The 14196-nt window shown below is 39.7% G+C and carries 10 protein-coding genes; 8 read left to right on the plus strand and 2 right to left on the minus strand.

Annotated elements, in window-relative coordinates; genetic code table 11:
• Nucleotides 1-73 precede the first annotated feature (73 nt).
• Nucleotides 74-1480 (minus strand): amidohydrolase family protein, encoded by a 1407-nt coding sequence (locus IE056_RS05495; RefSeq protein ID WP_189603681.1) that lies wholly within the window; start codon nucleotides 1478-1480, stop codon nucleotides 74-76.
• A 213-nt stretch (nucleotides 1481-1693) separates the two neighbouring features.
• Nucleotides 1694-2116, minus strand: coding sequence for a DoxX family protein (locus tag IE056_RS05500; RefSeq protein ID WP_189603682.1), 423 nt, complete (start codon nucleotides 2114-2116; stop codon nucleotides 1694-1696).
• Nucleotides 2117-2338: 222 nt separating this feature from the next.
• On the opposite strand from IE056_RS05500, the gene IE056_RS05505 reads away from it, so the two are divergent.
• The 8 genes from IE056_RS05505 to IE056_RS05535 all read left to right on the plus strand — a co-directional run bounded on the left by IE056_RS05505 (nucleotide 2339) and on the right by IE056_RS05535 (nucleotide 13999).
• Nucleotides 2339-2836: a DUF4402 domain-containing protein gene (locus IE056_RS05505; protein WP_229793663.1), complete on the plus strand. Its 498-nt coding sequence runs from the start codon at nucleotides 2339-2341 to the stop codon at nucleotides 2834-2836.
• A gap of 293 nt (nucleotides 2837-3129) precedes the next feature.
• Nucleotides 3130-3255, plus strand: a complete 126-nt coding sequence (locus IE056_RS18595; RefSeq protein WP_262891439.1) for a hypothetical protein — start codon at nucleotides 3130-3132, stop codon at nucleotides 3253-3255.
• Between the two features lie 469 nt (nucleotides 3256-3724).
• Nucleotides 3725-4060: a DUF4402 domain-containing protein gene (locus IE056_RS18760; RefSeq protein WP_373297284.1), complete on the plus strand. Its 336-nt coding sequence runs from the start codon at nucleotides 3725-3727 to the stop codon at nucleotides 4058-4060.
• Nucleotides 4061-4144: 84 nt separating this feature from the next.
• Nucleotides 4145-4639, plus strand: coding sequence for a DUF4402 domain-containing protein (locus IE056_RS05515; protein WP_189603683.1), 495 nt, complete (start codon nucleotides 4145-4147; stop codon nucleotides 4637-4639).
• Between the two features lie 84 nt (nucleotides 4640-4723).
• Nucleotides 4724-5551: a fimbrial biogenesis chaperone gene (locus IE056_RS05520; RefSeq protein ID WP_189603684.1), complete on the plus strand. Its 828-nt coding sequence runs from the start codon at nucleotides 4724-4726 to the stop codon at nucleotides 5549-5551.
• 404 nt (nucleotides 5552-5955) lie between these two features.
• Complete coding sequence (locus IE056_RS05525; RefSeq protein ID WP_189603685.1) at nucleotides 5956-10872, plus strand: DUF8693 domain-containing protein; 4917 nt, start codon at nucleotides 5956-5958, stop codon at nucleotides 10870-10872.
• Nucleotides 10869-11396, plus strand: a complete 528-nt coding sequence (locus IE056_RS05530) for a DUF4402 domain-containing protein (protein WP_189603686.1) — start codon at nucleotides 10869-10871, stop codon at nucleotides 11394-11396. Before IE056_RS05525 ends, IE056_RS05530 begins: the two co-directional genes overlap by 4 nt.
• Before the next feature lie 17 nt (nucleotides 11397-11413).
• Nucleotides 11414-13999 carry a carboxypeptidase-like regulatory domain-containing protein gene (locus IE056_RS05535; protein WP_189603687.1) on the plus strand — a complete coding sequence of 862 codons (2586 nt, stop codon included), beginning with the start codon at nucleotides 11414-11416 and terminating at the stop codon, nucleotides 13997-13999.
• Nucleotides 14000-14196 lie beyond the last annotated feature (197 nt).

The raw sequence follows: 14196 nt of genomic DNA on the forward strand, positions 1-14196 counted from the left end.
AAAAATTAAGAGGCTGTCTAAAAAGTGTTTTTAGACAGCCTCTTTTTTATGTATTTCTCTGAAGGAATACTATTTACTGATTTATCTTCCGATGCATGCTTTCGAAGGCATCTTCGGCATCATTCACAATTTCATCTGTATCCAATCTGGTGAGTTGCCCGTCTCGTTTTATGATCTTTCCATCAATGCATACGAAATGTACATTTTTGGGTTGGGCGGCTTCTACTATTAGATGTTCGAGTCTTTTTCCGGAAGAAAAATTAAGGTCATTTCTATTCAGCATAATTAGATCTGCACGTTTTCCCGGGGTTAAAGATCCGGTGATGTCTTCAATTCCTAAAGTGCGGGCTCCATTAATGGTTGCCATTTTCAAAACTTCCTTTGGGTGCAAATAAAATTCATTCTTAGCCTTAGCGTTGGAAAGATTGAGGATAAGCTTCATGATAGCAAACATATCGGCGTTGCCGGAAAGTCCGGTGGTATCCACTCCCAAAGAAGTATTGACTCCCGCTTCATGGAGTTCATTCACCTTTGGCAATCCGTACCCAATCCGCATTTCTGAATAAGGAGTCATTGTGATGGAAGCCCCCGATCTCTTTACTGCTTTTATCTCCTGCGGAGTTATAGCATTCCCATGAATAATGTGTACATCACTTTTTAATAAGCCCAAGCTTTCCAATTTCTGAATCTGGCCTTTTTGATCTTCATTGGAGCTGGCGTGAATGCTGATTCTTAAATTAAGTTCCCTTGCTTTTTCCCAGTCACTTTTCAATTTATTATAGCCAACTCCACGGGAACCCAGACCTAAGAATAATAGATGATATTTTTTATCCTCCTGAAGCTTCGTCATAACCTGCCGGATGCCATCAAAATGTGTAGGTTCAGATGGTTCCTGATCCCTATAGTTTCCATAAAGCACTTGTGCGCGAATACCGGCTTCGGCAAGGGCCTCACAACCTGCCAGTACCATAGCCGGGCTTCGGGCATTATGGTTATAGTCGCAAACAGTAGTAATTCCCGATTGAAGAGCTTCAGCAGCAGCATACTTTGTTGCAATCTTCATATCCTTTTCAGAATACAAGCGGGAGTAGCGGGTCGTCATGGGAAAATAGCCTTGCTGCTCGCTATCTCCTGCCATACTACGGAGAAGCGAAGTCCACATATGCCAGTGGCAATCTATAAGTCCGGGCATGACAATAAAACCTTTTCCGTTGATGACTTCTATGCCTTCAGGCACAGAGATATTCTCCCCTATCTCTGCTATTTTTCCGTTTTTGACTAGTACAGAAGCATTTTCAAAATTCCCTAGTACATCATCCACAGTAATAATATTTGCATCTCTAATGATGAAAGCATTATTATTTTGAACTTCAGAAGATGTATCTAAAGCGGCTGCCAATGCAGAAAAAGAACCCGGTAGAAATCCTGCCGCTGTAAATATTCCGCTTTTCTTTATGAAGTTCCTTCGTTTCAAATCCATAGCACTTTATTTTTCCAGAATTAATGCATTACGGTTGAAAATTACCGGTTAGAAGGTACAGATTTCTTCTGAAAGTACTGGAAAGCTAAATCACAGATTTCTGAAAAACGTAAAATTTTATTTAAAAATTTATTTGATCTTCTCCAAATCAAAGAAAATGAGTAAACCCCAAGGACATTTGAAAAATAAACCATAGCAGGGGCTTTTCCAAGGTTATTTATTCTTCCCGGCAAGAAAATAATGATCTAAAGAATATTTTCCGCTCCCCGTAAAAAACAGTAGAATATACCCGGTGAGGTATAATAAAGGTAATTCCTGTCTCCCAAAACCGTCGGGCATGTGGACAATCAAAGCAGCTACAGCCATGGTAATCATTAACGGTATTGCTGCCAGCCTGGTCGCAAGTCCGATGAGAATCAAAACGGAACACAGAAATTCAGCAAAAACCGTTAAAGCAAAGCTGGTAGTTGCTCCCAGGCCAATAGGATCGGCAAAAATTATCTCTTCATTTCCAAAAAACCTGATTAGCTTCGGGGTTCCGTGTGTTAACATAAGGCATGAAATTCCAATCCTGAAGATGAGCAGGCCAAGATCTACTTTTTGAAGGTCAAGGATGGTAGAGTATGTTTGTCTCATGATGTATAAATTAAATAGGAAGATACTAATTTCTTTAGAAGTACCTTTTTTACGCCATTTATTATGTTCTGGACTGGCGACATCGATTTCGCAATAAGCTGAATAAGAAAGGATAATCTTTATACTATTTTTCAAAATTGTGTATTTCATCGATATTTCTGTGCTTTTTATCTGATATTTTAGAATATTTGCGTACACTTGTAGTTATAAATACTACAATAGTTGAAACATTTTATCTGCATCCTTATTCTAATGGTCCTTTCCTTCTCAGTGAAAGGACAAACGAGTGCAACTGCAAGTTTCACAGCTTCTGTAACTATTATTCAGCCAATTGGAATTACCACAACTTCCAACATGAATTTTGCTAATCTTGATGCAAAAGACGGTGGTGCAGTAATTCTTACACCCGAAAATACCAGGATAAGTACAGGTGGTGTAAGCCTTGAAGACGATGCCACAGTCTCGGCCGCCGCTTTTGAAGTGACTGGCGAAGAAGGTTTTGCTTTTTCTATTACCCTTCCTGAAAATGATTACATTCTTACCAATGGAAGTGAAAGTATGATCATTAAAGATTTTACCAGCAGCCTTGCTGAAGGCGGGAGTATTAGCGGAGGATCCAGAACTGTAAGAGTGGGAGCAACTTTAGACGTCCACCCTAATCAGACTCCGGGAATCTACAATAGTCCGGCACCAATGAATGTGACTGTAAATTACAATTAATCATTACAATAACTTTCCATTGACTTTATCCCCTGATATTATCTCATAAATCTCCTAAATCTTAATTATTTCTTAATTCGTGTTGTTCACCGAATTTAATATCCCCCTGCCGAAATAATTTTTTTACCGGAATAATTTGTTCCACTTTTGCAGTGAACCTGTACCCTACTTCAAAGATTCACAACCCTACTTGTTTGTTTATTTATTAATTTTTCCAGCCTTAATTTGTTTGGAAAGAAATATGGTATTCTACTATCATTTTGAAATATTTTAAAAAATTTATCCTGAAGGGAATGAAAAATATTTTGACTACTACTAAAGGGACGCTGGGAAAAACAGGCTCCTATGCCGGAATAATTATAATTACTGCTTTACTCGTGCAAGTAATCATTGACCTGATCTACTCCAATCAGTTGTAGTGTTTACGTTATTTAATATGTATTAAATAGCGAACCTTGCTTTTCAATGATAAGGTAATTTTCCGTTATTGATCCTATAGATATAAACCTCCAATACAATCAATCATTTCTTTCATTTTTACTGCGTTTTGTCCTTTTCAAGAGGTGCAGCAGCCACGTTTACAGGCGCTTATTTGTTAAAAATTTTAAGAATTGTGTATTTTAACGAATTTCCGGGGCCGTTATCGACTTTATTTGTAGGAGCTTTCTTTAGGGTGTACGTTTGCATCATCAAATAATTGATAACCCAAATAGAAAAATAATAAATACCCTAAAAACCTACTTATCATGAAAAATTACATTTGTTTTATTCGCTCTTATTGCCGGAACTACTTTTGCGCAGGACAAAACTGCAACTGCATCAACTTTTGCTGAAATTGTAGAGCCTCTTACAATCACCAAGACTAATGATCTTAATTTTGGTCGTATAATTGGAGGAGCCGCTGGAGGTGGTGAAGTTACTATAGCTGCAACTTCTGATGCTACTAGGACAATAGCTGATAATTTAAATGCTCCTGGAGGCACTGTATCTTCTGCAAGTTTCGATATTACTGCCAGTACATATGGATATAGTATTACTATGGTTGCTACTGATCTTGCTAGTGATGCAGGAACCGCAATGGCTCTAGTACCAAAAAGTAGTTTTACCGATAACAAGAGTAGCGGAGACCAAACATTATATGTTGGTGGCACTCTAACTGTTGGAGCTACCCAGAATGCTGGATTGTATGAAGGCACTGTAGAAGTAACAGTATCTTACGAATAAAAAAAATATTTGAAAAACTCTAAACGCCGCCCTTGTGGCGGCGTTTTTTGGTTCTATTAAGTTTCGAATTATAAAATCAAACCTATGGAGAAATTAATCCTGATCTTATTGTCTTTGTTCCTGTCAGGACAGGTGTTTGCTCAGGCTTCTGCATCGGCAACTGTTACAAGTCGGGCTACAGTGATAGATCCTATTAAAATTGATAAAACGGTGGATCTTGATTTTGGGAACGTGATTAGTGCCTACACTCCTGGGAGTGTTATCTTATCTCCCGATGGTTCACGTGTGGCGCAGGGAGTACAGATATCTACTTCGTTTCCCGGCACAGTGAACCCTGCAGAAGCTATCGTCACTCATGGCAATAATAACTACTCCATCACCTTACCCGAGTCTTTTACCTTATATAATCTGGAAAATCCCGATCAAAAATTAGTAATTAACCGTTTTACGGTGCAACCTGAAACTGGTGTTGTAACAGATGTAATCAAAATCGGGGCAACGTTAAACTTGGATGCTAATCAATTATCAGGCTTTTATACCAATTCCACCGGATTCAATGTAACGGTGACGTATAATTAAATTTTTAGATTTTCTTAACGTTCTTATCTTGTTTTACTTACATTTGTAGTCCCATAATAAGATGTAACATAATTCTGCCCCTGCATGAAAAGACAACTACTTAAGATTTCCAGTCTATCTTTTATTTTCCTTTTTATATTTTCTGCTGAAATTTCCCGGGCACAGGGAGATTTAATGATCATGCCGAAAAGGTTGGTATTTGACGGCTCTCAAAGATCGCAGGAGATCAATCTTGCCAACACCGGAAATGATACTGCGGTCTATGCTATCTCCTTCGTCAATTATAAGATGACAGAAACCGGAAATTTCAAACAGGTAGAAGAACCGGAAGAAGGTCAGCGTTTCGCTGAAGATTTCCTCAGATATTTTCCTCGCCGAGTGACTCTGGCTCCTAATGAAGCACAAACAGTAAGGGTGCAACTTACCCGTACCGGAAATCTCGAACAGGGAGAGTACCGTTCTCATATGTACTTTAGAGCTGTAGAAGACCAGACCGCTCTGGGAGAAGAAGAAGTACAGGAAGGGGAAGGAATTTCCATCAATATTAAAACGGTTTTCGGGATCAGTATTCCTATAATTGTTCGGGAAGGCCAGTCCACTACAGCAATTGAACTTACAGATATAGAATTACAGGAACAGGAAGAAAATCCGAAGCTTTCCCTTGTTCTTAATCGTTCCGGAAATATGTCGGTGTACGGAAATATAAAAGTTGACCACATCTCACCTGAAGGAACTACCACAGAAATTGGAATGGTCAAAGGAGTTTCTGTCTATACACCAAATAACCAAAGAAATTTCTCATTTGAACTTCGAAATGCAGGAGAAGTGGATCTGAACTCAGGGAAACTCGAAATATCCTATTCTGAAGAAAATGGCCAGACATTGGCAAAAAGAATTCACGACCTGAGATAGATCAGGAAGTGTTACTTTAATTGCATTCAACCCCCACCCGTTACATGAGGCTATCCCCTACTCTTTGCCGCTATTTTATCCTGTGCATTTTTATGCTGGGGAGTTATTTTGTGCAAGGGCAAGTTTACCCTCCAGTAATAAACCCACCAAGTCTAGAATCGAATATATTCTGTGCCGGATCTGAAATTGAAGTCAATTTCGAAGTGAGAAATGGATATCAAAGAGATTTTATTTTTATTTTTTTTCCTGTCTATTTAAATTATATTCCCTTCACTACTCAAACTGATTATAAATTACTTCTTATAGCACCCAATGGTACAACCCGTGAACTAAAATCATTTAATTCCACAACTCAACCCGGAGGGACCAGTAGGAACTTTTTTAATATATCAACTACTGCATCCTTGCCAACAGATCTAATAGGCACAGGCCATACAATACAGGTAATTTCTACAAATCCTGAAGCAACATCTTTCCAGTCACAATCTTTTCAAATCAATAGAAAACCTTCACCTCCCTCTGTTGTTAGTAATTCTTCAGTATGTTTGGGAGGTACTTTAGAATTATCGGTTAATGATAATTCCAACGTAACATATTTATGGACAGGTCCGGGTGGATATACCTCCACAGGTCCTACTTTATCCCGTCCAAATGCCACTACAGCTATGGCTGGAACTTATAGAGTAACTGCCACAGCTAATGGATGTACGAGTGAACCCGCCACTACTGAAGTCAAGGTTGACACCCCTGTTACAAATAATCACATTTCTCTCTCTGCAGCAACTTCCGGTTCCCTTAGAGCTACTGTTAATGAAAATGGAAATGTAGTGATGAATGCTCCTGCGGGAACTATATTTACAAGTGTTCAATTTGCAAGTTACGGAACCCCAACTGACAATAATGGGACTTTTTCTACCTCAAATTGTCATGCACCAAACAGTAAGGCAATTGTAGAATCTTATTTGTTAGGAAAGAGTACTGCAACCATTCCGGCAACAAATGCGGTTTTTACAGACCCATGTGTAGGCACAGGAAAAAGATTATATGTGCAGGCTACTTACCAAGCTACAACCCCTACAATTTGTTCGGGTACTAATCCAGGAATTATTCCCGGGAGCAGCCCCAAGGGTGGTGCCTCAACTAATCAATTTTTGTGGGAAAGTAGTACTACAGGGGCTACAGAAGGTTTTTCTGCAGCTGCAGGGACATATAATACCAAAGATTATAATCCTGGAAATCTTGAAAAAACTACCTGGTTTAGAAGAAAGGTAGTGTCTGGAAGTTGTTCAGTCATTTCAAATACATTAAGAATAGATGTTAAACAAGCCGTAACAGTTCCCAGCGCAAGTAACAATGGACCCTTGTGTACCGGCGCAACTTTGAATCTGTATGCTACAGAAGTTGCAGGGGCTACATACCAATGGACAGGGCCCAATAATTATAGTTCGACCTTAAGAAACCCTGTTATTACCAATGTTAGTGCTGGACACGCCGGTACTTATTTCGTTACAGCCAGCGTTGATGGATGTACGAGTAAGGCTGGAAATACAACAGTTACGCTAAACCCAATAATACCATCTACCGGCGATGAAAATTTAGCAGGAACAGATTCATGGATTGGCCATGTCTACGAGGGGACGAGCTTTGAAACTTATATGGGCACTTATACAGAACCGGAAACCTTTGTACAAGGTTTTGGAGGAAATGAAGTCTGTTTCGGTATCACTTCTACCGGAAATCCTACTTCTATATATACTGAAACCTTTTCTGTCCGCTATCTTAACAACAGTACTAAAAATGGACTTTATGTAGCAGATTTAACCTCAGATGATGGTATTAGATTTAAGGTCAACGGAGAAATTATCCACGATAACTGGATTCCAAGATCACCAACCACAGATGCTAATGTCCTGCTAAATCTAGATCAACAGGACAACCTACTCACCTATGAATATTATGAAAATAGTGGAGGCAATGTTGCTCAATTTCAAAATTTACGAAAAGTAACTGATAATATTCTGACTGGCGGTACCAATCAAACTGTTTGTGAGGATAAAACTGCTCAACCTATTGTGGGGGATGCTATTGGTTTGGTTTCAGGAATAACTACCTTAGGAACCGGCTATCAATGGGTATACAGCACTACAGAGAATGGTGATAAAATTGAAATTCCTGGTGCAAATCAAAAAGATTTTACGCCAGATTTAACTGCTGCGCCATTTAATACCCCGGGTGAATACTTTATTTACAGGCTTGTTAATATACAAAGTACTAATAACAGGTTAAATGGAGTTGATAATTACACTACAACTCACACTTCAAATGCGGCAAATTTAATAATAGGACAAATTCCTCAGGTACAAATCACCGCTAATCCCATGGAATTATGTGAAGGAGGAAATGTTGAGTTTTCAGCAATATTTACAGGGAGCGGTTCCTATATGGTCACTATTGAAGTGAACGGAACCTCAATGGGAAGTATACCTGTAAACGATAACAATTTAGAAATGCCATATGCGGTAAATGTCACAAGTATTTTTAGAGTTACCAGCATTACCGATCAAATTACAGGATGTATAAATAACTCTCCAAATGCATCGCTTACTATTGAAGTCGATCAGCCGATCAATTCAAATACGATTGAGGGAAATCAGGAGCTGTGTGGTAATAAAAGTATGCAACCCCTTACAGGAAGTACACCACAAGGTGGTGATGGCACTTTTACTTACGAGTGGTTAAGTAGTACAAGCGGGCCCAATGAAGGATTTATTTCTATTGGGAACACAAATAACAAAGATTTTAATCCAATACCTCTTTCAGAGACTACCTGGTTTAAAAGGAAAGTGACTTCCGGTGTTTGTGCAGAAAGTGTTTCGAATGCAGTGAAAATTACATTTTATGATGAAATCACAAACAATATTATTAATTATTCAGGAGAAACAGGGAACGTTTGTATAGGTAGTTCTGCTTTAGAGATCATCGGTTCTCAACCCACAGGTGGAAATGAAAGTTTTACTTATTTATGGGAGACTAATACTACAGGTCCTAACAGCGGCTTTACTCCCGCCCCAGGCACCAACACTCAAAAAGATTACCAACCGGAGACACTTTTAGAAACTACCTGGTTTAGAAGGATTGTAACTTCCACCGGGAGTTGTACTGAAAATATTTCGGAACCGATTCGGATAAATCCTTTACCCACAGCTACAGTGGAATTTCCAGAAGTTGTGTGCAGTGGTCAACCTGCAAGTATAACGGGTTACTTTACCGGTACAGGACCGTGGAAGGTCTCTGTAAATATGGGCACTTCAAATCCACTGGATTTTACAATCTATGATCGCAATTTCACGGAAAATATTCCGATTACCCAGTCCACAAACTTTGTTGTTAATAGTATTTCTGATCTGGGAACAGACTGTATTAACACAAATCCTGAAATTTCTTTTACTATTGCTGTAAACAATGAATGGGAATGGACGGGTACTGAAGATACTGACTGGAATAACCCAGCTAACTGGAGTTGCAACCAAATTCCAACACTCCAAAATACTGTATTAATACCTGCCAGACTTTCTAATTATCCTGAAATCAATTCGGGTGCTGCGGCTTTGTCTAAAGATATCAGCATTGAAAATGGCGCATCTGTATTGGTTGATAATTATTCGATTTATATCGCCGGAAAAATATCAAATTCAGGAGTATTCGATGCCAAAAACGGACATATCTGGCTGGCTGGAAACTCTGCTCAAACCGTTCCTGCTGAGACTTTCGCAGATAACAGGATCAAAAATCTCACCCTGAACAATTCTTCAGGAGTAGTTTCTCAGGGAGCGCTAGAAATTACAGGAATTCTAAAAGCTCAATCAGGACATTTTGATACAGGTAACAATCTAACACTCATTTCCGACGAAGTTCAAACTGCCCTCATTGACGGATCCGGTTCCGGAGAGATAACCGGAACAGTAAAAATGCAGCGATATTTGGATAACAGCTTTGGATATAAATATTTTAGTTCTCCTTTTCAGAATTCCACAGTTGGAGATTTTACTCCATATATCAACCTGAAAGAGTCTTTTCCTAATTTTTACAGCTATAACGAAAATAGGGAAGATTCAAATGGAAATGATGCTACCGGCTGGGAAGAATATACTTCCATTAATTCTCCCATCAACACGATAGAAGGTTACGCAATGAATTTTGGAGATAGTATTCAGGCGCAGACGGTCGAGATTTCAGGTATTGTGAACAACGGCATCTTTTCCAGAACCCTCTACAATCACAGCAGGACATACACTCAAGGCTTTAATCTCGTTGGAAACCCTTACCCTTCCCCCATTGATTGGGAAGCAACCAATGGTTGGACAAAAACTAATATAGACGATGCTATTTACTTTTTTACAGCCGGCACCACCGATCGCTACACGGGAACCTATAGCTCTTATGTTAACGGCATTCAAAGTGAAGATGGAAAATCTTCCAATATTATCCCATCCATGCAGGGATTCTTTGTTCATGTAAGTGATGTTGCAGCAGACGTCTCTCCTACTGTAGGAACATTAGGCATGACCAATTCAGTAAGGGTTAATAATTTTACCCAGCCATTTTTAAAACAATCTGCAAAACAGACTCCGGCTTTAATTAGAATCACTGCCGGATTCGAAGGTGAACAATCGGCCGATCCTACTGTGATCTATTTCAATTCCTATGCTACCACCGGATTTGAAAAAAAACTGGACGCTCACAAATTGATGAATACTGCCATAAATGTTCCTAATTTTTACAGCTTTACTCCTAAAAGAGAGAAACTGGCAATTAGTGCTATATCCAATTCCATAGGTAGGGAACCTGAAAGAATACCTTTGGGAATTAAAACGGATAGAGCAGGTGCAATAGCCATTTCTTTAAAAGATACGGAAAATCTTTCTACAGGAGCATATTTATATCTTGTAGATGAGGAAAAGAGAATTGTTCAGGATCTGAACAATGACCCCGTGTACCGATTCCATGTACAAAAAGGGGAAACTAACTCCAGATTTTATCTCGTGTTTTCCAACACCAGGATTTCAGATCCTGCAGTGATTTACAATGAACCTTTTAGTGCAGAAACCCGTAACGGACAGGTACTCGTGAGAATGAACCTTGAAGAAGGAGAAAGAGGTCCGCTGCAGATAAGCACCGTCACAGGACAAATAATCAGTGTCCTGGAAGTAGCTGAAAAAGAAGTTGTAGAGGTTCATGGAATTAGAAGTACGGGGGTTTATTTCATAAGCTATCTTTCAGGAAAAGAAACATTCACCAAAAAAGTTCTAGTGAAAAAATGATAGTATCCAAATTAATAAACATCATCAGCAGTTCATCGAAAATAGCATTTTTGCTGCTTTTCATGGCAGGAACTTTCGCTGGGTTCGCGCAGGAAAATCCACCTATTCCGGTAAAGGTGGAAGTTAATACATCTCAATTTTTAAATTTTGGAGCCTACACTGCAGGAAATGCCGGTGGTATCGTATCTGTTGATGATAATGGTACCAGAACCTCCAATGGTGACATAATCTTATTAAATTATGGTGAAACTGTATCCCCTGCTCTTTATGATGTTACAGCAAACCCTGGAACTATTATCACTATTTCACATGCGCCCACGTTTGTCCTGAAAAATGCCAATGGAGGGGGTTCAATGATCTTAAGAATTGACAGTTATAGCCAGGGACAGACTTTTATTACTACAGCAAATCCTCCTTCTACAACGCCTATTTATATTGGTGGTTCTCTTCAGGTAGGCAATTCCTCTGCCAATCCTCCAGGAAAATATATTGGAACTATTCATCTAGATTTTATTCAACAATAAGTAGAAGAATTCCATTAATGCAAAAAAGTTCCCCCGCTTTTTATTCTGTTTCTGCTAAAAAATCTTTGATAGGGCTTCTGCTTTTTATCTGGAGTTTTAGTGGTTATGCTCAGGAGGAGTTTCCTCAGTATGATGAACTAGCGGTCGAAATGAATGTTCCGGACATTGGGATTATTGAGATTCCAATTGCCATTAAAGGGGAAGACGCATTTATTCCTGTAAGGGAATTATTTGCGTTTCTGAAGATCAAAAATGAAAAAACAGAAAGTGGAATCTCCGGATTTATCATACATCCCGATTCCACTTACCTAATCAATCCGGCAGCGGCTGAAATTACCTATAAGAATCAAACGCATCAGCTAAAGGAATCAGATTTTATAGAATCTCCCACTACTCTATACTTAAAGTCCAATTACTTTGGTGAGATTTTCGGGCTCCATACCAATTTCTCTTTCCGAAGCCTTTCCGTAAAATTGAATACAGATCTCGAATTACCCATAATTAAAGAAATGAGATTGGAGAAAATGCGGGAAAACCTGGATAGGGTAAAAGGAATTGTGCAGCCGGATACTGCGATAGCCCGGGAACATCCTTTTTTCAAAACAGGAATGCTGGACTGGGGGGTGATCACCACACAACAATCGGAAATAGAAAATGATAACAGGCTCACCCTTGGTCTTGGAACTATCTTTTTAGGGGGTGAAACAAATTTGCTGCTGAATTATTCTACCCGCATCCCTTTTGATTCACGGAACCAGTTTTATCAATGGCGATATGTGGACAATGATAGTAAGCTTTTTAAGCAGGTAACGGCAGGCCGGATTTTTACCCGGGCCACCTCTTCTCTTTTTGCTCCGGTGAGCGGGGTGCAGGTAAGTAACAGCCCAATGCATAACCGCAGGTCTTTCGGAACTTATTCCCTGAACGATTATACAGAACCTCGCTGGACCGTCGAACTTTATGTAAACAACATTCTGGTGGATTTTACTGAAGCCGATGCCTCCGGATTTTATTCTTTCGAAGTCCCTTTAATGTATGGTAATACGGCAGTAAGCCTTAGACATTACGGCCCCTGGGGAGAAGAAAGAGTTGAAGAAAGGATGATCAACATCCCCTATAATTTTGTCCCGAAGAATGAAGTGGAATATACGCTAAGCGCGGGAATTGTTGAAGATGAAGATAACAGAAGGTTTTCGAGGTTTAACCTTAATTATGGGCTCAACAACAGTATGACCATTGGTGGTGGGGTCGAATATTTATCAGATGTAGTGAGCGGCGAATTTATGCCATTCGTAAATTCTTCCGTTCGGATTACTTCGGGCGTATTGTTTGCAGGGGAATATATGTATGGTGTCAAAGGAGAAGGTATTCTAAGTTACCGGTCCCCACGAAATTTTCAGGTAGACCTGAATTACGTAAAGTACCATGAAGATCAAACTGCCATAAACTATAATTACCTGGAAGAGCGAAAGATCAGTTTATCTGCTCCTATTCGTACCAGAAGCTTTTCGATGTTCAGCAGGTTTAGTATCAATCAGATCATCATGCCAACCACTGAATTTACCACGGCACAACTGCTACTTTCGGGAGCGGTGATGGGCATCAGCACCAATTTAACCACGTACGGAATCTATAATGATCGGACTAAAACACCCACGATCTACAGTTCCATATCACAGACTTACAGGTTACCCTACAGGTTTCTATTTTCACCACAACTACAATATGATTTTAGTCGGGACAGGATGAACAACCTAATTCTGGAAGTAGAACGTCCGGTTTTCCAGGGAGGTTTTCTAAATCTCGCTTATGAAAACAACCTGATCCGCGATTCCCACATTTTTGAAGTCGGATTAAGATATACATTTGATTTTGCCCAGACTGCACTCACCTCGAGAATTGGAAATCGTAATTCTTCTTACGTGCAATCTGCAAGGGGAAGTTTACTGCTTGATGACAACACCGGTCATGTAATGACCAGTAACCGAACTGCCGTTTCCAAAGCGGCATTGACCATTATTCCTTTCCTCGATTACAATAACAACGGAATCAAAGATCCTATGGAGCCCGGAGTGCCAGGCCTGGAACTAAAAAATACCGGCCGACTCACCTACAATGAAGATCTCACTGTATTACGAATTACTGAACTACAACCCTATGTGGATATTATGCTCGAGATAGATCCTACCAGCCTGGACAACATCGCATGGAGGATTCCGAATCCAAGGATAAAGGTCCTTACCGTTCCCAATCAGTTCAAGGAAATTCATGTTCCGGTGGAAGTAATGGGAGAAGTTGCCGGAATGGTGTACCTCAAGAGCGGAAACAGCTTAAGGGGCCAGGGGCGAATCATAATTAATATTTTTGATGAATCCGGAGATCAGGCTGCTCGGGTATTGAGTGAAGGCGACGGATATTTCACTTTCCTGGGGCTTTCCCCCGGAAAGTACACAGCAGAAATAGATGCTTCCCAGCTTGAAAAATTAGGTTATACTGCAAGACCTTCTGAAAAAGCTTTTGAAATTGAAGTTTCTGAATACGGTGATATTGTTGATGACCTGGAGTTTGTTCTTTCTCCAGAAGAAACTCCTTCTTCTGAATAATTTCCTTTTGCGGTCAATTACCCAATAGTTCCAAACTGTCGTTTAGAAGGAGCCTTTTCCGGCGACTGAGAAATCTTTTTAGAAATAACTATTTCTTGTTCAGACGCTGGTTCACGCAAAGCCGCAAAGACTTCCGTAGAGAACGCAGAGGTTTTATTCCATTAATGTTTTATTTGCTACGAATGCCGAATATTTTC

Source organism: Salinimicrobium marinum, from assembly GCF_014651535.1.
Lineage (GTDB): Bacteria > Bacteroidota > Bacteroidia > Flavobacteriales > Flavobacteriaceae > Salinimicrobium > Salinimicrobium marinum.

Excerpts from the sequence above, each read along its gene's own strand:
- IE056_RS05495 (WP_189603681.1), bottom strand. The coding sequence starts at position 1,480 with ATGGATTTGAAACGAAGGAACTTCATAAAGAAAAGCGGAATATTTACA.
- IE056_RS05500 (WP_189603682.1), bottom strand. The coding sequence starts at position 2,116 with ATGAGACAAACATACTCTACCATCCTTGACCTTCAAAAAGTAGATCTT.
- IE056_RS18595 (WP_262891439.1), top strand. The coding sequence starts at position 3,130 with ATGAAAAATATTTTGACTACTACTAAAGGGACGCTGGGAAAAACAGGC.
- IE056_RS05515 (WP_189603683.1), top strand. The coding sequence starts at position 4,145 with ATGGAGAAATTAATCCTGATCTTATTGTCTTTGTTCCTGTCAGGACAG.
- IE056_RS05520 (WP_189603684.1), top strand. The coding sequence starts at position 4,724 with ATGAAAAGACAACTACTTAAGATTTCCAGTCTATCTTTTATTTTCCTT.
- IE056_RS05530 (WP_189603686.1), top strand. The coding sequence starts at position 10,869 with ATGATAGTATCCAAATTAATAAACATCATCAGCAGTTCATCGAAAATA.
- IE056_RS05535 (WP_189603687.1), top strand. The coding sequence starts at position 11,414 with ATGCAAAAAAGTTCCCCCGCTTTTTATTCTGTTTCTGCTAAAAAATCT.